Here is a 20,452-nt window from a genome sequence, read left to right as displayed (position 1 = left end):
GCAGCAGCGTGGTCAACTGCCGGTCGGCAATCTAGGAGGCATTGGCTGCCGCGACCTGCATCTGCCGAGTGACTCTCGCCGTTCGGATCGGCACCACGCCCCGCCGGTACCGCGCCGCGTTCCGGACTGACGCACCGGTCAGTCGAAGGTAATGACGGTTCGGCCCTCGCTGCCGCTGAGCATTGCGTCGATGGCGTGCTGCACGTCGTCGATGCAGTAGCGCCCCGAGATCAGGCGATCGACGGGAAGCCGGCCCTCGAGGTAGGCGCCGCACAGATCGTCAATGGAGCGTCCAGCGTCGGTCTCGGCGTAGTAGCTGCCCCTGACGGTCTTGCTCTGGCGGGACAGCTCGGCACTGTTGAACGGTGTCGTCTCGTCGTTGCCCGGTATTCCCACGAGGACGAGCGCGCCGCCCGGCCGCACGCCACGGATCCACTCCTGCTGGAGCCGGGCATTGCCGATGGCCTCGAACACGACATCTGCGCCACGGCCGCCAGTCAACTCGAGCACCCGGTCGATGGAATGGCCGATGGCGTCCCCGTCAGCCCCTTCGTTCGCCTCGACGAAATCCGTGGCACCGAGCGAGGCAGCCAAGTCGCGTTTAGTCGCTTCCCGATCGACGGCGATGATCCGTTCGGCTCCTGCCAGCGCCGCGCCCATGATCACGCTGAGCCCCACACCGCCTGCGCCCACGACTGCCACACGGTCGCCCGGTCCGACGTCGCCCCGGTACCGAGCGGCCCCGACGCCGGTTGCCACCGCGCAGCCGATGAGCGCGGCAACCTCGAACGGCACGTCGTCGTGGAGCGTCACACAGCACTCTTGGGCAACGACCATGTACTCAGCCCAGGTCGAGACACCCGAGTAGTGGCGGATCGTCTCGCCGTTGCGTGAAAGCCGGCTGCTGCCGTCGGTCATGAAGCCCGGCCAGAGGCTGCCGACGACCTCACGGCAGAGATGCTCCTGGCCACGGCTGCAGTAGAAGCACGCCTTGCAGCTCGGGAGCCAGTTGAGCGCCACCCGGTCGCCGACGCGCACCGACTCGACGCCGGCCCCTACCGCCGCCACTTCGCCTGCGCCTTCGTGCCCGAGCACACACGGCAGGTCCGCGCTGTGGCGGCCGGTGATGACGTGCTGATCGCTGTGGCATACGCCGGCGGCTCGCATCCGGATCAATACCTCGCCTTCCCGCGGCTCAGCCAGATCCAGCGTGTCGACCCGCACCGGCTCGCCGACGGCGTCCAGCACCACCGCCCTGATCTTCATGCCCCTCCAGCTTGCCGGAGCCGTCCCAGCCCGAATGACCGGCCGACACGTTGGCGCGCCGGACGCTGACAAGGACGCGTGCGGTCAGCAATCGCCATCGACGAGCGCGGCGTCAGTCACCACTTCGCCGGTCCAGCAGTAGAGCAGCACCGTCGGCGTCGCGCCGAAGTCCTGCTGGTGCGGCTGCCACGGTGCATGATGCACGGCGCCACCGGGCCCGGCCGTTCGGGGCACGCCGTCGCCGCTGGTGAACGTCGGCTCGCCGGCCAGCACGTGGTACAGCTCTTCGGCCTCATGGTGGTGGCTGGGGTAGTGCAGGTTCGGTCCCCAGACACCGATGCCGACCCTCACCGAACGGTGCTCGACAATTGATGTCGGGCCGATGAGCTGCACGTAGCCGTAGTTGTCGTGGAAGTCCTGGCTCAGCACGTCCCGATAGCCGGCGGTCTGGATCCACGGCAACGCTGGAGCGAGAGCTAGGAACTCCTCGAGCACGGCATCGACGGCGACGTCGCCGCAGAGCTCGACTGCGTCGAGATGCCGCAGCACCGGCAAATGGCGAGCTTCGACCAGGGCGGGGCTGCGGGCCTCGTCGAGCGCATCGAGCACCCTGGCAACCATCGGGTACCCGGGGACAATCAGACGGCTGCGGTGAAACTCAGCGATCCGCTGCAGCAGCTCATCAATGACACCCGCCACATCGCAATTGTCCCAGCCGGGGCCAGTCATCAGTGCGCATATGGCTATGCCGGTTTCGCCTTCCGTCGAGTGGGCGGCGCCGGTCTGCGGACCCGAGACGCGCTCGCTGGCGGCTCGACGATTTTTGTTCTGTGCTGGTTTTGGACTAAGTCCAGAATCTGATATAGTCGCCACATGCCTCAGGACACCGTGCAGATGCTGCGGGACCGTGGGATCCAGGTGACCGCGCAGCGGTTGGCGGTGCTCAATGCCGTGTCTGCCCGACCTCATGCCGCTGCTGACGATCTGGTCGGCGATGTGCGTGCCAATATCGGGTCTGTATCCAGACAGGCGGTATTCGACGCCTTGGCCATGTTGACCGAAGAAGGTCTGATCCGGCGCATCCAGCCGGCACGCTCGGCGGCGCGTTACGAGGACCGGGTCGACGACAACCATCACCACTTGGTGTGCCGGAGCTGCGGCCGGATGGTCGACGTCGACTGCGCTGTGGGGTACCAGCCCTGCCTCGAGGCTGCCGAAGACCACGGCTTCACGATCGACGAGGCCGAGGTCATCTATTGGGGCATCTGCCCGGTCTGCCAGGCAGAGCCCGCCGTCGCCGAGAGCTCTGCATGACGACGGCACTTTCCATCCACCAATCCATTCCACAACCATCAAGGAGCAAGACAAAATGACTGACACCAGTACCGCTGATGCCGCAACACCGGCAGCCGGAAAATGCCCGGTGCTGCACGACCAGGCAAACATGGGCTCACTCGCCAACCAGCAGTGGTGGCCCGAGCAGCTGAACCTGCGGCCCTTGGGCAAGAACTCGCCGCTGATCGACCCCACCGACGAGCAGTACGACTACGCCGCCGAGTTCGAGAGCCTCGACCTCGCCGCAGTCAAGGCCGACCTGGCGGAGGTCATGACCACCTCGCAGGACTGGTGGCCAGCCGACTTCGGCCACTACGGGCCGCTCATCATCCGCATGGCATGGCACAGCGCCGGCACCTACCGCATCCACGATGGCCGGGGAGGCGGCGGCTCGGGCACGCACCGCTTCGCCCCGCTCAACAGCTGGCCCGATAACGCCAACCTCGACAAGGCCCGCAGGCTGCTGTGGCCGGTCAAGCAGAAGTACGGGCGCAAGATCTCCTGGGCCGACCTGATGATCCTGGCCGGCAACGTGGCGCTGGAGTCGATGGGCTTCGAGACCTTCGGCTTCGGCGGCGGCCGCGAGGACGTGTGGGAGCCCGAGGAGGACATCTACTGGGGCCCCGAGAACGTCTGGCTCGACGACGAGCGCTACAGCGGCGACCGGGAGCTGGCGAACCCGCTCGGGGCCGTGCAGATGGGCCTCATCTACGTCAACCCCGAGGGGCCGAACGGCACGCCTGATCCGCTGGCCGCGGCACGGGACATTCGCGAGACCTTCGCCCGCATGGCCATGAACGACGAGGAGACCGTCGCGCTGATCGCCGGCGGTCACACGTTCGGCAAAACCCACGGCGCCGCCGACGGCGATGCTCATGTCGGCCCCGAGCCCGAAGGCGCTGCCCTGGAGGAACAGGGCCTGGGCTGGACGAGCACGTTCGGCAGCGGCAAGGCGGGCGATGCGATCACCAGCGGCCTGGAGGGCATCTGGACACCGACACCGGTGACGTGGGACAACTCGTTCTTCGAGGTCCTGTTCGGCTACGAATGGGAGCTGTCTCAGAGCCCCGCTGGCGCCAACCAGTGGGTGCCGACCGATCCGGCCGCGGCCGGCACGGTGCCAGACGCACACGATCCGTCGAGGCGCCACGCGCCGGTGATGCTCACCACCGACCTGTCGCTGCGGATGGACCCGATCTACGAGCCGATCTCGCGGCGGTTCCTCGAGAACCCCGACGAGTTCGCGGATGCATTCGCCCGCGCATGGTTCAAGCTCACCCATCGCGACATGGGACCCGTCTCGCGCTACCGCGGGCCGGAGGTCCCCGACGAGCAGCTGATCTGGCAGGACCCGGTGCCCTCTGTTGATCACGAGCTGGTCGATGACGCCGACATCGCAGCGCTCAAGACAGCGATTCTCGAAGCGGGCCTGTCGGTGTCGGAACTGGTGAAGGCGGCGTGGGCATCTGCGTCGACGTTCCGCGACAGCGACTTGCGAGGCGGCGCGAACGGCGCACGCATCCGGCTTGCTCCGCAGAATGGCTGGGAGGCCAACGACCCGGCCGAGCTGGCAGCGGTGCTCACAGCGCTCGAAGGAGTCCAGGCGGCGTTCAACAGCGCCCCGGACGGTGGCAAGCGAGTGTCGATGGCCGACCTGATCGTCCTCGGCGGATGCGCTGGGGTCGAACAGGCCGCCCGCGCCGCTGGCCACGATGTCGTGGTTCCGTTCTCGCCGGGACGCACCGATGCCTCGGCGGATCAGACCGATGCCGAGTCGTTCGCGGTGCTCGAGCCCACCGCGGACGGGTTCCGCAACTACTGGCGGGCCGACGACAAGCGCCGCCCCGAGGTGATGCTGGTGGACCGGTCGAGCCTGCTGTCGCTGACGGCGCCGGAAATGACGGTGCTGGTCGGCGGTCTGCGAGTGCTGGGTGCCAACACCGGCGGCTCGTCGCTGGGCGTGCTCACCGACCGTGCCGGTGCGCTCACCAACGACTTCTTCGTGAACCTGCTGGACATGGGCACCGAATGGCAGGTGTCCGACATCGAGCACACCTACGAAGGCCGCGACCGTGCCTCCGGCGACGTGAAGTGGACAGCCAGCGCGGTTGACCTCGTGTTCGGCTCCAACTCGCAGCTGCGAGCGATCGCCGAGGTCTACGGCTGCGACGACGCCGAGGCCAAGTTCGTGGCCGATTTCGTGGCGGCCTGGGCAAAGGTCATGGACCTCGATCGGTTCGATCTGAGCTGAGTCACGCCGCCGAGCGCGGCACTACGTTGGGCGGCGGGGGATGATCCCATGACCCAACGCCCGAGACCGCTCATGATCGGTGCCACGGCGGCCGATCCGAAGCGTGCCGTCTTCATCTGGAACGCCATCCGCAAGTACTTCAACGAGGCTGGCCTCGAGACGGAGTACGCGCTGTATTCGACCTACGACGCGCTGTGCGGAGCCGTGCTGGACGGCCACGTCGACATCGCCTGGAACGCCCCAATGGCCCACGCCCAGCTGCTGCTGCGGTCACCGGGCGCATGCCGGACGCTGGCGATGCGCGACACCGACGAGGACGTTCACTCGCTGATCGTCGCCCGGGCCGATGCCGCCATCGCCGACCTCGACGATCTGCGCGGGCGGAGGCTCGCCTTGGGCGTGGACATTTCCAGCGAGCTGTTTCTGTTACCGACGGCCCAGCTCGCCGAAGACGGCTTCGACATCACGTCAGACTGCGAACTCGTCGAGCTTGAGCCCACCGAGTACTCCAACCTGCAGATGTGGGTGGACGACCGGACGATCTTCGGTGCAGTCATGGACGGCCGAGCTGATGCAGGCGTGATCTTCGAGCCATGGCTCGGCTACCTGCTGAGCCGCCACGAGCTTGCCGCCGACGACGTCGTCGAGGTGTGGCGCACCCGCCCGTACTGCCATTGCGCATTCACGTCCGGTCCTGACCTGAGCGACGAGGCGTGCGAGCAGTTCGTAGAGCTGCTGGTGGCTATGGACCCCGACGACCCTGAGATCGCCGAGATGATGCGCATGGAGCACCTCAGCAAGTGGGTGCGTGCCACCGACAACGGCTGGAGCGACCTCATGAACGCCGTCCAGAAAGCCGACCTCGTCGGCAAGATCTTCTAGGACCCGCAGAGAGGAATCTGACATGTCGAGACCCGCGCTCGGGCTGTTGCTTGGCTTCGAGGACACGATGGCCGACTTTGTGGAGCTGGCCCGTGAGGGTGAGGCCGCGGGGATGGACTCGATGTACACGGTTGAGGCCGGTCGCAGCGCGTTCGTGTCAGCTGCTGCGGTCATCGCCGCGACCGAGCGAGTGACGGTCGGCATCTACATCGCCAATGCGTATGCCCGCGAACCGTGGCTCACGGCGATCGCCGCCAGAGACCTCGACGAGATGAGCGGTGGTCGGTTCACGCTCGGCCTCGGCACCGGCAACCGCCACTTCAACGAGTGGTACATGGGCGTCGACGACTTCCGGCCGCTCGGCAAGCTGCGCGACTACATCGAGATCGTCCGCAGCGCCGTTGCCGGCCGTGCGGGAGAACCGGTGCGTTACGAGGGCGAGCACCACCGGATCCGCTGGCGGGCGAGCTGGGAACCGACGCGGCCGTCGATACCGGTGTACCTGTCGGCGTCGGGACCCAAGATGGTGCGGCTGGCAGGCCAGGTAGCCGACGGGGTCGGCGTGGGGGTGATGTCGTCGGTCGAGTTCATGCGTGACATCGTCCGTCCCGCGGCCCAGCAGGCCGCCGGCGATGCAGGCCGAGACCCCGACGGCGTCGGTTTCCTGATGGGGTCGTTTCTGAGCGTCAACGACGACGAAGAGCTGGCCCGCAACGCCGCCAAGGCGACCATCTGCGGGCTGTTCCACCCGGTACCGCACCCGTACTACGACTCGCAGCTGCGCCAGCTCGGCTACGCCGAGTTTGCCGACGCCGCGACCCGGCTGATGCCTCAAGGCCAGATACGCGAGGCGATCGGACTGGTGCCCGACGAAGTCGTCGACACCATGACCATTACCGGGACGCCCACCCAGTGCGCCAGCCGCATCGCCGACTACAGCGGCCTGACCGCCGAGATCATCCTGTTCCGCGTGCCTCAGCGCACCGATCGACCCGGACTGGCGGGCTACGAGTCGCTGTTCGAGGTGGTCTCGCTCGCCGGCGCCTGACTGGGCTACCGCCAGCTCCCGTCGGCCCAATGAGCCAGTGCCGGTCAGTAGGCAACCGGCGTCGTCCAGCGCGGATCGTCGTGGGCGTCCCAGTAGGCCTGCCGCAGCCTCATCGTGATCGGGCCGGGGGTGCCGTCGCCGAGCGGCTGACCGTCGATCGACGTGACCGGCATGACCCCGCCCGCCGTGCTGGTCATGAACGCCTCGTCGGCCTGACCGACATCGGCGACCGGTAGCGGGGCCACATGGGCAGTTAGTCCCCGCTCTGCGGCCAAGTCGAGGACGGTCCGGCGGGTGATGCCTTCCAGCACACCGGCATCGGGCGTGCAGAGCTCGCCATCGACGACGAGGAAGATGTTGAACCCAGGTCCCTCGGTGAGGTTGCCGTCGAGGTCGGGCAGCACCACCACGCTGCCACCACGCTCACGGGCTTCGAAGGCGCCACGGGTCAGGTCGCCCCAGTGGAAGTTCTTGACCGTCGGATCGACTGAGGCCTCAGGAATGCGCACAGTGTCCCGGGCGATGATCAGGTGCGACCCGGCCTCCTGCTTGTCGGGTTCGACGATCCAGATGTAGGGGATGGCGTAGGCGTAGAACTGATTCTGAAAGGTCCACGGGTCGCGGGCACTCCGGCCCGGCCTGCCCCTCGTCGCGATCATCTCGACATAGGACTCGCGCAGCCCCGACCGCCGGACGCATTCGTGCAGGATCGCCGAGATCTCGGTGCGGTCGAGGTTCAGGTTCATCTGGAGGTGCTTCATGCTCCGCTCGAAGCGGTCGAGGTGCGCATCGAGGCGAAAGAATTTCCCGTCCCACACGGCAACCACGTCATAGGTGACGTCTGATCGGCTGAAACCGGCGTCGAGCAGCGAGATCTTGGCTTCGCCGACCGGCACGTACTCACCATCGACCCAGGCGCAGCCCCGGCTGTAGGGGTTGTCGTCGGTGGCAGTGGGTTCGGTCACTGGTCTTCGGCTCTGGTCTCGGTGCCGGCACGGCGGTCGATCAGACGTTGGAAGTGCTGAGCGCCGTTCATTGCCGGCACACGGCCGACGCCGGGGCCCATGTCGCCGAGCACTGGGAAGCCCGCCTCGACGCGGAAGCTGAACGGCATCGACTCGGGAAGGAAGCACTCGACATCGTCGCAGACTTGCCAGCGCACCTGCCCGCTGATGGTGACGAAGCGTCCGTCGTCATCCTTCTGCATGTTCCGTGCGTTCTGTGCAACAGGCAGCCGCAGGACGACATCGCCCTCGTACACGGCGAGCGTGTCCCCCGAACCGGACAGGGTCAACGGCGTCGTGAGTGGTGCCAACAGCTCGTAGGACAGGATCCCGTCGTTGTCGTCGAGCTCGATTGCGGCGGCCACCAAGCCGTCTGGCACTGGCTCGCTGTACAGATGCTGACCATCGGGCACCCGAAACGTGGCGACGATCTGGCGCGTGACGCCCATCGGCAGCCGGTCACCGTCGATGGCCACGTCAACTGACACCCGATCGGGCAGCCGCTCGATTTCCGGCGCATCGAACTCGGTGCCAAGGGCTGCAGCGAGCAGCTGCTCGGGTCCCGGCCGAATGGCGAAGTTGTGCTCGAAGAACTTCGCCACAACGATCCCGTCTGCGTCGACGACGTACGACCCCGGGAACGGAAGGCCGTGCCACGGGTGATCGTCGGGCGGGATCAGCGTGTTGAGGATCCCGAACGACGTGATCACCTCGCTGTCGGGGTCCGACAGCATCGTGAACGTGGTGTCGTGAGCCTCCGCGTAGTCGGCCAGGGCATCAGGTTCGTCGTAGCTCAGCGCGTACAGCCGGACGCCCGCCGCGCGGTAAGCATCCATGCCTCGTTCCAGCTCGACCAGCTGGGTGCGGCATGGCGGTCACCACACCGCCGAGCGATAGAACACCACCACCGCTGGCTGCCCGTTCCGGTCGGCGTGCAGGTGCACCTGACGGCCGGTCTGGTCGGTGGCCACGACATCGGGCAATCGGGTGCCGACCTCAGGACCAGTGGGGAAGTCTCCACGCGGGATCCGCCGACTCCCGTGGCCCGGCGGCTCAGGCATGTTGAAGCCCTCGAAGTCTTCGTAGTACGGCCCGCTTGTCGGGCCGCCCCTGGTGTCGAGCTCGATCCCCATCACTTGCTCCGATCCCTTGACTGACGGCGCCTGTCTGCGCCGTTGATCATGGCACGCCAGCCAATGCAGGCCAGGGCTAGCGTCGGGGGCGCAGCAGAGGGGGAGACATGGCTGAGCGAATGGTCAAGGCCAACGGCATCGACATCTGTACTGAGGACTTCGGCGACCCAGCGGACATCCCCATCCTGCTGGTGATGGGCGCGAGCGCCCAGATGATCCTGTGGGAGGACGGCTTCGTCGCCGGGCTCGTCGACGGCGGGCGCTACGTCATCCGGTTCGACAACCGGGACACGGGCCAGACCACCAGCTTCGATCTCGCGCAGGAGTCCTACGGACTCGCCGACATGGCCAACGACGCTGTGGGCGTTCTCGATGCCTACGGCCTCGCCAGCGCACACCTCGTCGGGGCATCGATGGGCGGGATGATCTGCCAGCAGGTCGCCATCGACCATCCCGGGCGCATCCGGACCATGACCTCGATCATGTCGACGCCTTCCGGCGGAGAGATCGCTCGGGCGATCTTCATGGGGGAGACGCCCGACCTGCCGCCGCCGGAACAGAAGGTCATCGAGGTCAACATGAAGTACACGCTGGAGCCGCCGCTCACGCGTGAGGACCGGGTGCGGTCGCGGCTGGAGATGTTCGAAACGCTCGCCGGCAGCCGTGTGCCCTTCGATGTAGAGCGCTTCACGGCGATCTTCGAGCGCGAGTACGACCGGGCAGCGAATTGGCCGGCGATGAACAATCACGGCCAGGCGCTGATGGACGAAGAGAACCGTTCGGCGAAATTGCGCAACATCTCGACGCCGACGATCGTCATCCACGGCACCGAGGACTCGATCCTGCCCTACCCCCACGGCGAGGCCACCGTCGAGGCCATCGAAGGGGCCCGCATGGTGACTCTTGACCGCGTGGGCCACGAACTGCCCGAGGCGGTTTGGCCCCAAGTGTGGGAGGCCATCCTCACCCACACCGCCGAGTAGCCCGGCCTCCCAGCTCCGGCCGCCTTCCGCCGCGGCTGATGGGTCGGCAGCATCGCAGGTGCGCCGTGTCTGACGCCATCCATGTCGCACGCGGGGAGCTACGTTGCTGCCGTGGCTACTGAGGGATTCCGTGGGCGGCGCGAAGACGAGCCGCTGCTGCGAGGCGAGAGCACCTACATCGACGGGCTCGACATCCCCGAACTAGCCGGCGCAGCCCAAGCGGTGTTTGTGCGCTCGATCGAACCCCACGCCCGGCTCGCATCGGTTGATGTGACCGGAGCACGTGATGCGGACGGGGTGATCGCGGTGTACCTGGGACCCGAGGTGGACGGCTGGCCGCTGCCGCCGCGGCTGCCCTCGATGAACGGCGACCTGTGGCGCCCGCTTATGGCCTACGACACTGTCCGCTTCGTCGGCGAGCCCATCGCGCTCGTGATTGCCGAGACACGTGTCCAAGCCGTCGACGCTGCAGAGCTGGTGGTAGTCGACTACGAGCCGCTGCCACCGCTGGTCGATCTCGATGCCAGCCTCGCCGGCGATGTGCTTCTGCACGAACACGCCGGCACCAACGTCGCCCTGGCCTGGGAGCTCGAGCCGCTGCCCGATGACGTCTGGGAGGGCTGCGATGTCGCCGTGGAGTTCGACATCCGGCATCCGCGTCTGGGGCCGCATCCGATCGAGCCGCTCGCAGGCGCTTCGGCCTGGGGCGCCGATGGCCGCTGCACCGCGTGGGTCTGCTCGCAGCGTCCCGCAGGAGCCAAGCACGTCATCGAGACGCTGCTCGGTCTCGAGCCCGGCACCGTGCGGGCGATCTCGCCCGATGTCGGCGGCGGCTTCGGCGCCAAGGGCGGATGGGGCTGCTACCCCGAAGACGTCGTCGTGGCCTGGGCGGCACGCGAGCTCGATCGGTCGATCCGCTGGGCGCAGACCCGCTCAGAGGCCTCCCTGGCCATGGGGCACGGCCGTGCCTCGCGCCACCGGGTTCGCATCGGCGGCATGCGCGACGGCACCATCGTGGCCTACTCGGTGGACGCGCTGCAGGACAGCGGCGCCTACCCGGCCATGGGCACCAACGTCACCGGCAACCTCCGCAACAGCGGCACCGGTGTCTATGACATCGCGCATGCGACGCTGCGAGGCACGTCGGTGGTCACCAACACGACTCCCACGGTGGCATTTCGAGGAGCCGGCAGGCCCGAGGCGGCATGTTCGATCGAGCGAGCAGTCGACCGGTTCGCGAGGCTGATCGACCGCGATCCGCTCGAAGTCCGGTTCGCCAACCTGGTGACGCCTGACCGGTTCCCGTACCGCACCGCAGTCGGGTCCACCTACGACAGCGGCAACTATCCGGCGGCGCTGCGGCTGGCGGCGGAGTCGGCCGGTTACGAGGGGCTGCGGGCTGAGCAGGCGGCCCGGCGGGCAAGCGGCGACAGCGAGGTGCTGCTCGGGATCGGCGTGAGCTGCACCACCGAGATCACCGGCGGCGGCGAGGGCGAGCGGGCAACTGCGTTCCTCGATGCCGACGGCACGGTCGATGTCGTCGTCGGAACGTCGCCGCACGGTCAGGGCCACGAGACGACGTTCGCTCCGGTCGTGGCCGCACAGCTCGGCCTCGACGTCGACCAGATCACCATCTCGCACGACGACACCGACCGGTCGCCGATCGGGGGCGGCACGATCGGGTCGCGTTCGGCACAGCTCGGCAGCGCAGCGGCGTATGGGGCAGCGGCGGACCTTGTGGCGGCTGCGCGTGAGCGAGCTGCCGAACTGCTCGAAGCCGACCCCGACGACGTGACGTTCGACACCGATCGGGGGAGCTTCCACGTGGTGGGAACACCCGCCCGCTCGCTCGGCTGGGGCGACCTCGGAGAGCTCAGCGCCCATCATCACTTCAGGCCCGAGCGTGGAGCCGGGGCCTTCTCGTTCGGAGCGTGTGTCGCGGCGGTGGAGATCGACACGGCAACCGGGGAGGTCGAGCTGCGCCGGCTGGTCAGCGTCGATGACGCGGGGGTGATCCTCCAGCCGGTGCTGGCGCATGGCCAAGTACACGGCGGTCTCTCCCTGGCTGTGGGTGCCGCCCTGTACGAGGAGATGCAATACGACCAAGACGCCGTTCCGATGACCGTCGGGCTGGCCGACTACCTCATGCCCTCCGCGGCGGAGGTGCCCTTCTTCGAATCCCACGAGACCGAGACGCCTTCCCCGCTCAACCCGCTGGGCGTGAAGGGCATCGGCGAATCCGGGACGGTGGTGGCAACCCCGGCCATCCACAGCGCAGTGCTTGATGCGCTGGCACCGTTCGGCGTCGAGCATCTCGATCTGCCGCTGACACCCGAGAAGGTCTGGCAGGCGCTGCAGACCTAGGGGCCGTCAGTCTCGACCGAGCAGCTCCCGGGCCTCTTGGACAACTCTGGCGACGACCTCGCCAGCGCTCGGCAGATCGCTCAGCAGATCGAACCCGGCGCCGGCGTAGAGCGGCTGCATCTGGTCGTCGTCGGCTGCCATCGCGGCCCGCTGCAAGTCGGCGCGTGCGGCAGCCTGCAGCAGGCCGGGCAACGGCTGCCCGCCGTGGGCGACCCAATGGTCGGTGAAGTCCGACCGAAGAACCCGGGCCCACTGGCCGGTGAACCCGTCGGTCAGCACGGTTGTTCCCGCCCCCGACGTGAGCTGGTCCTTCCACAGGCGGCTGGCCTGTGACTCCGCGGTAGCCACGAAGCGGGTGCCCATGAGCACGCCCGATGCGCCGAGCATCATCGCCGCCGCCAAGCCCCGCCCGTCCACGATGCCGCCCGCCGCTACCACCGGAACGCGGTCGTCGATCGCCTCGATGACCTGGGGGACGAGCGTGAACGTGCCGATCCCGGCGGCCTCCCCGGCGGGCAGCTTGCGGCCGTGGCTGCGGTGCCCGCCGGCTTCGAGACCCTGGGCGATCACCGCGTCGCTGCCGCAGTCCACGGCGCTGCGGGCATCGGCAGTCGTGGCAACCATCGTCACGACCTTGGCGTCGACGCTGTGAAACTGCTCCACCAGCTCGGGCTCCGGGATGCCGAGACCCGCCGAGAACACCGGAATCCGCTCATCGATCATGACCTCGAGGGCCGCGTCCACCAGGTCAGGCATCGGCCGAGGAGCCTCCAGCGTGGCGGGCAGCTCGAAGCGGGGACGCAGCTCGTTGAAGACGCTCTGCACCGAGCGGACCAAGTCAGCGTGTTCGCTGACATCCGGGGGGTTGCGCACATCGTTGTGGAGCCAGATGTTGACGCCGAAGGGCCGGTCGGTCAGTTCTCGCACTCTCCGGATCGCGTCCCGGACAGCATCGGGCCGCAAGTTGAGCGCAGCCAGAATGCCGAGCCCGCCGGCGTTGCAAACGGAGGCGACCAGCTCTGGACCGGCCACCCCGCCCATGCCCGATTGCAGGACCGGGGCAGTGACTCCGATGGCGGATCTCAGCCGCTCAGGATCGCCGGGAGTGAAGATCCCCGCACCCTAGACGTGCTCACCAAATTGTCTGTGGCGGATGGTCTGCAGCGTGATGCGCTCAGTCGGCTTCGGCTGCCGCGCCCACATTCGGCGTGAAGCCTGACTTGGGCGTCCCGACACCCTTCAGCGCTTCGGCGGCCCGCTCGTTCTCGAAGATCTTCGCCAGGATCGCCTTGCCGGCCCGATCGAAGTACTCCCGGTTCTCGATCACGAACTCGTTGGACTCCTGCATCGAGGCAAGTTGGCCGTTGACCGCAGGCATGACGTGGCGCGCCACCAGGTCCCAGCCGCGGAACATGGCTTCGGGCTCGGCCCAGTCGTTGACGAAGCCCATCATCACGCCGAACCCGCCGGTGATCTCCTGCATCCGCAGGATGTTCTCGATGAGGTCGTCGGGCGTGCCGATGACGCCGGCCGCGGAGTCGGGGTCGGCGTAGAAGTCGATGGCCTCTGCCGTCGATGCCAGCGGCTCCAGCCCCGGTCGCTGCAACGTGGCGACGTTGTAGTCGTTGTGCCAGCGCAGCAGTCCGTGCTCGACATCACGGCGCGCCTGATCGCGGGTGAGCGCCACGTGGAAGTTGAACATCACCCGCCAGTCGGCCCGATCCACGACCCGGTCATGCTTGGCGGCGGCTTCCTCGGCGAAGCTCCACTGCAGCGGCAGCGACGCCAGTCCCTCGGTGGACATGGAGCCGATCGAGAGCACGCCCATGCCGTGCTTGCCGGCGAGCGTCATGCCCGACGGGCTGATCATCGACGCCGTCACCATCGGGATCTTGTGCTGGTACGGCAGGATCTGCAGCTTCGCGTCGTACAGCGAGAACCAGTCGCACTCGTAGGTGAAGCGCTCGCCGCCTGCGAGCAGGCGCTGGATGACCGGGATTGCCTCGTCCTGGCGGTCCCGCAGCAGCATCGGGTCGATCCCCAGGGTGTGGGCGTCAGACGGCAGCGCACCGGGCCCGGTGCCGAGCATCGCCCGCCCGAAGCTCATCTGGTCGAGCTGGACGATGCGCTGGGCAACCATGAACGGATGGTGGTACGGGATGGACGTCACGCCAGTGCCCAGCTTGATGCGGCCGGTGCGCACCGCCGCAGCAGCCAGGAACATCTCAGGCGAGCCGATGGTCTCCCAACCGGTCGAGTGATGCTCGCCGCACCAGAACTCGTCGTACCCCAGCCGGTCGAGGTGGTCGACCAGGTCGAGATCTCGCTGCAGTTGCAGCGCCGGGCTCTCCCCAGGCAGGTGATGCGGTGCGAGAAACGCTGCGAACTTCACCGCCGGGACCCTATCGAAGCGCGGCTGTTGCCCGATGAGCGACGAGCGCTAGCTGATGCTGCGGCCCCCGTCCACGTCGAGGCAGACGCCGGTGAGGAAGCCGGCTTCGTCGGACGCCAGGAACATCACGGCGTTGGCGACATCGACGGGGTCTGACATCCGGCCCATGGGGATGCCCTCGACGACGCCTGCTCTCATCTCGTCGGTCATCGTGTCCAAGCCGGTCGCTCGCTCGAAGAAGCGGGTCTCCGAGGCCACGGGCGCGACGCAGTTGATGCGGATGTCAGGCGCGAACTCTTCGGCCAGGCCCCGGGTCAGCATGATCGTGGCCGCCTTCGAGGTGTTGTACGGCGTCAGGCCGGGTCGGGGCCGCTTGCCGCCGATCGACGCCGTGCTCACGATCGAGCTGCCTGGCGGCATGTGCGGGGTGAAGTACTTGGCGGCGAAGTAGACGCTGCGGGTGTTGACCGCCCACATGAGATCGAACTCCTCGGTCGGGATGTTCAGGGTGGAGCCCATCCGGTGGGCGAACCCGGCATTGGCGGCGACGATGTCGATGCCGCCCCAGGTGTCCACCATGAGCTGGGCCAGCTCGGCGTGGGGTGCCTCCTCGGTGACGTCGAGGCGGAACGACTCGGCACCGTCGAGACCCTTGGCCACCGTGGCGGCGCCCTCGCCGTCGATGTCGGTGACCATCACCCGGGCACCGCGCCCGGCAAATCCCTCGCTGATCGCCCGACCGAAGCCCGAAGCCCCGCCGGTCACGATCACCCGCTTGCCGTCGAATCGCATCGTCGCTCCCTCGCTGCTGTGCGAATTGCTGTAGTGCGAATTCCGCCCGAACCTTGGGTGGATGGTAGGTCGCGCCGCGGCGCCGGCCTGTTACGTTGAGGCACAGAGGCCAGTCACCCCGGTGTTGGCAGAGCACCCGCTTGGGTAGCAACCGGGGGCCTGGCCCTGTCGCGTCCGTGTTGATGGCACCTTCCGGGCGGACCTGAGTCTTGAGGTGAATCAAGGCGTCGTGAGGATGCCGTCGCCGATGAGACCGTCGATGGCTTCGGTGTCGTAGCCGATCTCGCTCAGTATCTGGCGGCCGTGCTCACCGATTCCCGGAGCGGGACGCCGGACGCTCGGCGGCGTCTCGGAGAACTGTTCGGATGGCGGGATGACCCGGTATGGGCCCGCAACCGGATGCTCATCGATCGGGAGCTGCGACACGAGTTCGTCGAGCGTCGCTGCCTCGGTGGCCGGGATGCCGTGTTCTTCGCACAGCTCGAGCCATTCCGCCGTCGTGCGCTGGCCCAGCACTGACGCGACATCGCGATACAGGCTGTCGCTGTGGGTGACGCGCTCGATGGGCGTCGCGAAGCGCTCGTCGGCAGCGAGATCATGCCGCCCTCCGGCTTCGAACAACGCGACGTAGTGCTCCTGGTCGTAGGGGAGGATGTTGATCCACCCATCCGAGGTCCGCTGGGGTTTGCGCTCGGGCGTGAGGATGCGGGCATATCCGGCGCTCGCCACCGGTGGCTCGGAGATGGCGCCCGCACCGTGCTCGGCGAGCACGAAGGCGCGCATCACATCGATCATCGGGATCTCGATGCACTGGCCCTGACCGGTCAGCGCCCGGTGGTACAGCGCCGCGGTCACCGAGTTGGCGATCGTCAGCCCGCAGAACTTGTCGGCGACGAGGCTGGGCAGCAGCATCGGCTCGGCGCCCATGCGGCGGAACAGGTCGCCGATGCCGCTGGCGGACTGGATGATGTCGTCGTATGCGGGCGCATCGGCCTGCTCGCTGGCAGACGGGTAGCCGTGCGCCCGGCAGAACACGATGTCGGGCCGAACCTGCTGCACGGCCTCGTAGTGCAACCCGAGACGACGCAGCGGTCCCGGGCGCAGGTTGGTGATCATCACGTCGCACGTGGCGACGATGTCGAGGAACGCCTGACGGCCCCGCTCGTGCTTGAGATCCAGGGAGATGCTGCGCTTGTTGCGCAGCAGGTTGAGCGAAACACCCGAGAACCCGTCGACCGGACCCGAGCCCATGCTCCGGTTCCGGTCACCCGCCGAGGATTCGACCAAGATGACGTCAGCGCCGAAGTCGCCGAGCATGCGCGTCGCCGCAGGCCCCATGAGTACCGACGACAGGTCCAGCACCCGGACGCCCGCCAGCGGCCCCGCCGCGCCCACGACTTCGTTCTCGCCCAAGCTCATCTCACTCCCGTTACGTTGCGAAGCAGGATGCAGGACTATCAGATGTGCCGGCTGCCCGTGCGGGTCGGAGCCTTGTGGGTGGCACCCAGGCCGAATTGCCGGACCTTGGCAACGCCTTCAACCGTGCGACCCAGTGGGGGGCACCATGTGGCTGCCCTCGAACACGACGGGCATGGGCTGGACTAGGGCACTGGCAGGGGAGGAGACGCCATGGCACCCGCCGAGCCCAACGGCATCGCCGACATCACCGGCGCCGTGCGTCAGCAGGCGAACCGGCTCCGAATGTATGGGCCCGGATCGGGCACTTCGACGGCGGTGCCGTCCGGGTTGCGCCCCATCGTGGTGGTGCCGTTGCCTGCCCCGGAGTAACAGAACGCCGCCCCAGCACCTTGACCCTGCGGCACCCTCCCGCTGGGGGGGACGGGCTGCACGGAGTGATCGAATGGCTGGGGAGACACCGTGGGGAAGTCGCGCACCGACAGGCCCAGCCGCACATTGTCGTCTTCGGCCCAAGTCTGCGCGGAAGAGGGCCACTCAATCGAGTCCGAACTCACAACTTGGGCGGAGATATTGCCGTTCCCAAGATTGTACGGCTTGCCGTTCACGGTCAGCCGGAGGGCTCGGCGCATCTTGGAGGGGATCGGCTGATCCAGAGTGAGGAGGAGCTTGCCGTCTTGATTCACCTGGACACGATCGACTTGGTAGGTCACCCCGTCGTAGGTGAAGTCTGAGTCCGTGAGATCTGTGGTGCACGAATCTTCGCCGACGTTATCGGTCTGGCATCCCGTAGTCAGCCACCCAACATTAGGGATGTCGAGGATCGTCTGAACATCCAGCGTGGAGGACCAGACGACGGTTCGCGGCGTTTCCTCCGCGGCGGCTGGCGGCGGCACGGCCGCGAGCACCGCGCTGAGCACCAACGCGACGAACGCCGCCGCAAGCGATCGCTTGCCGCGGCGCCGAACCGGGGCCCTCCTCACGCCGGGCCCTCGCGGCCGACGCTCTGTGGTGCTAGATCCGGGGGGGGGGGGGGTCAGAAGACGGGTGAGAACTCATGCCCCAAACAGTAGTCAGAAACCCGCGAACACATACACATCTGCAGCGAGACCATTCACATGTCACACATGACACGACCCATTCACACCTTGCATCGCCCGATGTTCGTGGAGTGTCTGGAGGTCCTTGAGTTTCGTGGAGGCGGATTACTGGATTCATGCTGCCGGTGCCAACCTCCCCGCAGCCCCTCAGGCCCACAAAACTGATTAGGGTCAGTTCTCCGTAGCGCTGTTGCGAGATTCAAGGCGCCGGCCGCCTGCGGCACCGCCACCAGGCATCACGGGGGCGACATGGGGATGAAGTCCGGCGAGGAATACCTCTCGACGCTGGCCGATGGGCGGCGGGTCTATTACGACGGCCACCTCGTGACCGACGCGTCGACCGAGCCAGGCCTGCGCACCACGGCGCTCACCGTGGCGCAGTACTACGACATGCAGCACATTCCCGAGCTCGAGGACACGGTCACCTACGAGACCCCCGACGGCGATCGCGCGCACCTGTCGTTCATCGAGCCCCGATCGATCGACGACCTGCGACGGCGGGCAGCGGCGTTCAGCGTGTGGTCGGAGGTGACCGGCGGGCTGATGGGCCGGGCGCCCGACTACATGAACGCCTGCATGATGGCGCTGGGCAACACCGGTCACATCTGGGGGATGAACGACGAGCGGTTCGCCCGCAACGCCTATGACACCTACCTGCACTGCCGCCGCAACGACATCTGTATGACCCACACGTTCGTGAACCCGATGACCGACCGGTTCACGCCGTTCGCCGAGCAGGAGAAGTTCGTCAACGCCGGCATCGTGGACACCAACGACGACGGCGTCATCGTGACCGGCGCACGCATGGTGGGCACGCTCGCCCCGTTCTGCGAGGAAAACCTGAGCTTCGGCGCTCCCCTCGGCCTCGAGGGCAACGGCGACGAGATCTACGCGCTCGGCTTCACCTGCAAGGTCAACCACCCGAACCTGAAGTGGATGTGCAGGGACAAGCTCGATCCCGAGCGATCTCACTACGACCGTCCGCTGACCGGGCGCTTCGAGGAGATGGACGCGCTCGCCATCTGGGAGGAGGCGTTCATCCCGTGGGAGGACGTGTTCATCTGCAACGACATCGAGCCGCACAACCTGTCGATTCCCGGCATGAAGTTCTTCCAGTCGCTGGGCCATCACGTCGTGGTGAAGAACGTGGCCAAGACGCGTTTCCTGTTCGGTCTGGCGCACCTGATGGCCGAGTCGTCGCAGATCTCGCAGTTCGTGAACGTGCAGGACCGACTCGGCGACATCCTCATGTGGCTGCACACGATGGAGTCGCTGGCCATTGCGGCCGTCGAGGGCGCCGAGCTGAACCCCGCCAACGGGCTGTACTACGCCAACGAGAGCGCCATCCAGGCGGCGCTGCGGCTGTATCCCGAGGTGTACCCCCGCATCATCGACCACATCATCCAGCTCGGCGGCGGCGGTTATGTCTCGCTGCCCCAGGAGGCGACCTTGGAGATGGCCGAGCTGGCGATCGACCGCTACTACCAGGGAGTGAGCCAGGAAGGCAAGGACAAGGTCGCGCTGTTCCGGATGGCCTGGGACATCTGCGGGACCGGCTGGGGCGGCCGCCAAGAGCTCTACGAGCGGTTCTTCTTCGGCGACACCCAGCGGATGAAGGGCCTGAACTACCAGTTCTACGACAAGGACGAAGCCGTGAAGATGGTGTCGCGGATCCTGCAGCCGCCCCAGGGCTCCGAGCGGCTCCCGTGGCCCGAGTGGTCCGCGGGTTGAGCGGTCAGGTCTTCGGAGTCAGGCCCCACAGCGCGACTCGCACGCATTGGTCGAGCTCCGCGGCCGTCTGGCCATAAGAGAACCTGTCGGTGACGAGCCGGCGCATGAGCAGCTGCCATTGCGCGTAAATGTTGAGGGCCAGCCTGTCCTTGGGCACGTCGGGATCGAGGTGGCCATTCGCACTCGCGACGTCGAATAGCTGGGCGAGTCGTGCAAGAAACCAACTGACCAGGGTGTTCGCACCGGCGAGCCCGGTTTCGCTGAGGAAGGGAAGCTCCTTGAAGAACGAGCGAGCCAACCGGCGATCCGCATTGTGGTGCTTGGTGACGTGCAGCAGCAGCGCCATGACCTGATCGACGACGTTTGCTTCAGGATCGACTCGTTCGAACGCCTCGGTCCAGGCGCCGCCGGCCACATTGAGGAAAGCGCTGACGAGCAGGTCCTCCTTGGACTCCACGTAGAGGTACAGCGTCCCGGCACCGATCCCCGCGGCCGAGGCGATCTCGGCCGTGGTGGTGTCGTCGAAGCCCTTCTCCTGGAACAGTTCCGTGGCCGCAGCCACGATGCGCCTCCGCTTGTCGAGCTTGTTTCGCTCGCGCTTGCCGAGCTCAGTTTCGTCGAAGGCGGCGTCGGCGCCGAGGAGCGGCAGGTCTGCGCTCAGGAGCGGGGTATCGGTAACCGACATCGCCGTACAACGCTAGCCGGACCGAATTGGGGGCCTGCGTTGACCCCGTCGTCTCGATTGTCGGATGGCA

At 67.2% G+C, this 20,452-nt stretch carries 17 protein-coding genes and 1 pseudogene; 7 read left to right on the top strand and 11 right to left on the bottom strand.

The features are described 5' to 3' along the window. Positions 1-138 precede the first annotated feature (138 nt). Together ACOGI8_RS10280 and ACOGI8_RS10275 are read right to left on the bottom strand one after the other, a co-directional pair. The gene (locus ACOGI8_RS10280) at positions 139-1,266 is read right to left on the bottom strand and encodes an alcohol dehydrogenase catalytic domain-containing protein (RefSeq protein WP_419853711.1); all 1,128 of its coding nucleotides are present in this window, start codon (positions 1,264-1,266) and stop codon (positions 139-141) included. 84 nt (positions 1,267-1,350) lie between these two features. Further along, entirely contained in the window at positions 1,351-1,995 is a 645-nt protein-coding gene (locus tag ACOGI8_RS10275) for a dimethylsulfonioproprionate lyase family protein (protein ID WP_419853710.1), read from the bottom strand. Positions 1,996-2,139: 144 nt separating this feature from the next. Between ACOGI8_RS10275 and ACOGI8_RS10270 the strand changes: the two genes are divergently transcribed. Genes ACOGI8_RS10270 through ACOGI8_RS10255 form a run of 4 tightly spaced genes read left to right on the top strand, consistent with a single transcriptional unit; the run spans position 2,140 to position 6,782 of the window. Then, a complete protein-coding gene (locus ACOGI8_RS10270) occupies positions 2,140-2,580 on the top strand; it encodes a Fur family transcriptional regulator (protein WP_419853709.1) in 441 nt (146 codons plus the stop codon). Positions 2,581-2,635: 55 nt separating this feature from the next. Next, positions 2,636-4,852 carry a catalase/peroxidase HPI gene (gene katG, locus ACOGI8_RS10265; protein WP_419853708.1) on the top strand — a complete coding sequence of 739 codons (2,217 nt, stop codon included), beginning with the start codon at positions 2,636-2,638 and terminating at the stop codon, positions 4,850-4,852. Positions 4,853-4,900: 48 nt separating this feature from the next. After that, on the top strand, positions 4,901-5,734 hold the full coding sequence (locus ACOGI8_RS10260) for a phosphate/phosphite/phosphonate ABC transporter substrate-binding protein (protein WP_419853707.1): 834 nt from the start codon (positions 4,901-4,903) through the stop codon (positions 5,732-5,734). Between the two features lie 22 nt (positions 5,735-5,756). Next, on the top strand, positions 5,757-6,782 hold the full coding sequence (locus ACOGI8_RS10255) for an LLM class flavin-dependent oxidoreductase (protein WP_419853706.1): 1,026 nt from the start codon (positions 5,757-5,759) through the stop codon (positions 6,780-6,782). Positions 6,783-6,826: 44 nt separating this feature from the next. Here ACOGI8_RS10255 and ACOGI8_RS10250 read toward each other — a convergent pair whose 3' ends face one another. From ACOGI8_RS10250 to ACOGI8_RS10240, 3 genes and pseudogenes are all read right to left on the bottom strand, one after another. Next, the gene (locus tag ACOGI8_RS10250; protein ID WP_419853705.1) at positions 6,827-7,747 is read right to left on the bottom strand and encodes an aminotransferase class IV; all 921 of its coding nucleotides are present in this window, start codon (positions 7,745-7,747) and stop codon (positions 6,827-6,829) included. Further along, positions 7,744-8,649 (bottom strand): annotated as a pseudogene (locus ACOGI8_RS10245) (redoxin domain-containing protein); the annotation flags it as partial. The pseudogene ACOGI8_RS10245 and the gene ACOGI8_RS10250, both read right to left, overlap by 4 nt. 12 nt (positions 8,650-8,661) lie before the next feature. After that, positions 8,662-8,919 (bottom strand): hypothetical protein, encoded by a 258-nt coding sequence (locus ACOGI8_RS10240; RefSeq protein WP_419853704.1) that lies wholly within the window; start codon positions 8,917-8,919, stop codon positions 8,662-8,664. 107 nt (positions 8,920-9,026) lie between these two features. Here ACOGI8_RS10240 and ACOGI8_RS10235 point away from each other — a divergent pair, with 107 nt between their 5' ends. Together ACOGI8_RS10235 and ACOGI8_RS10230 are read left to right on the top strand one after the other, a co-directional pair. After that, complete coding sequence (locus tag ACOGI8_RS10235) at positions 9,027-9,902, top strand: alpha/beta fold hydrolase (protein WP_419853703.1); 876 nt, start codon at positions 9,027-9,029, stop codon at positions 9,900-9,902. A gap of 111 nt (positions 9,903-10,013) precedes the next feature. Beyond that, positions 10,014-12,266: a xanthine dehydrogenase family protein molybdopterin-binding subunit gene (locus ACOGI8_RS10230; RefSeq protein WP_419853702.1), complete on the top strand. Its 2,253-nt coding sequence runs from the start codon at positions 10,014-10,016 to the stop codon at positions 12,264-12,266. A gap of 6 nt (positions 12,267-12,272) precedes the next feature. Here the strand turns inward: ACOGI8_RS10230 and ACOGI8_RS10225 are convergent, their stop codons facing one another. The 5 genes from ACOGI8_RS10225 to ACOGI8_RS10205 form a co-directional block, all read right to left on the bottom strand. Beyond that, a complete protein-coding gene (locus ACOGI8_RS10225) occupies positions 12,273-13,340 on the bottom strand; it encodes an NAD(P)H-dependent flavin oxidoreductase (protein WP_419856395.1) in 1,068 nt (355 codons plus the stop codon). Positions 13,341-13,440: 100 nt separating this feature from the next. Then, positions 13,441-14,658, bottom strand: coding sequence for an LLM class flavin-dependent oxidoreductase (locus ACOGI8_RS10220; RefSeq protein ID WP_419853701.1), 1,218 nt, complete (start codon positions 14,656-14,658; stop codon positions 13,441-13,443). Positions 14,659-14,706: 48 nt separating this feature from the next. Continuing rightward, a complete protein-coding gene (locus ACOGI8_RS10215) occupies positions 14,707-15,450 on the bottom strand; it encodes an SDR family oxidoreductase (protein ID WP_419853700.1) in 744 nt (247 codons plus the stop codon). Between the two features lie 219 nt (positions 15,451-15,669). Continuing rightward, on the bottom strand, positions 15,670-16,869 hold the full coding sequence (locus tag ACOGI8_RS10210; RefSeq protein ID WP_419853699.1) for a CaiB/BaiF CoA transferase family protein: 1,200 nt from the start codon (positions 16,867-16,869) through the stop codon (positions 15,670-15,672). A 260-nt stretch (positions 16,870-17,129) separates the two neighbouring features. Continuing rightward, positions 17,130-17,789 carry a hypothetical protein gene (locus ACOGI8_RS10205; protein WP_419853698.1) on the bottom strand — a complete coding sequence of 220 codons (660 nt, stop codon included), beginning with the start codon at positions 17,787-17,789 and terminating at the stop codon, positions 17,130-17,132. 426 nt (positions 17,790-18,215) lie between these two features. On the opposite strand from ACOGI8_RS10205, the gene ACOGI8_RS10200 reads away from it, so the two are divergent. Further along, complete coding sequence (locus ACOGI8_RS10200) at positions 18,216-19,697, top strand: 4-hydroxyphenylacetate 3-hydroxylase family protein (protein WP_419853697.1); 1,482 nt, start codon at positions 18,216-18,218, stop codon at positions 19,695-19,697. Positions 19,698-19,701: 4 nt separating this feature from the next. Here the strand turns inward: ACOGI8_RS10200 and ACOGI8_RS10195 are convergent, their stop codons facing one another. Beyond that, positions 19,702-20,382: a TetR/AcrR family transcriptional regulator gene (locus ACOGI8_RS10195; RefSeq protein WP_419853696.1), complete on the bottom strand. Its 681-nt coding sequence runs from the start codon at positions 20,380-20,382 to the stop codon at positions 19,702-19,704. Between the last annotated feature and the right edge of the window lie 70 nt (positions 20,383-20,452).

Origin of the sequence: Candidatus Poriferisodalis sp. (assembly GCF_965204195.1) — a bacterium.
GTDB lineage: Bacteria > Actinomycetota > Acidimicrobiia > Acidimicrobiales > Poriferisodalaceae > Poriferisodalis.
This window is presented reverse-complemented; position numbering and strand designations above follow the sequence as displayed.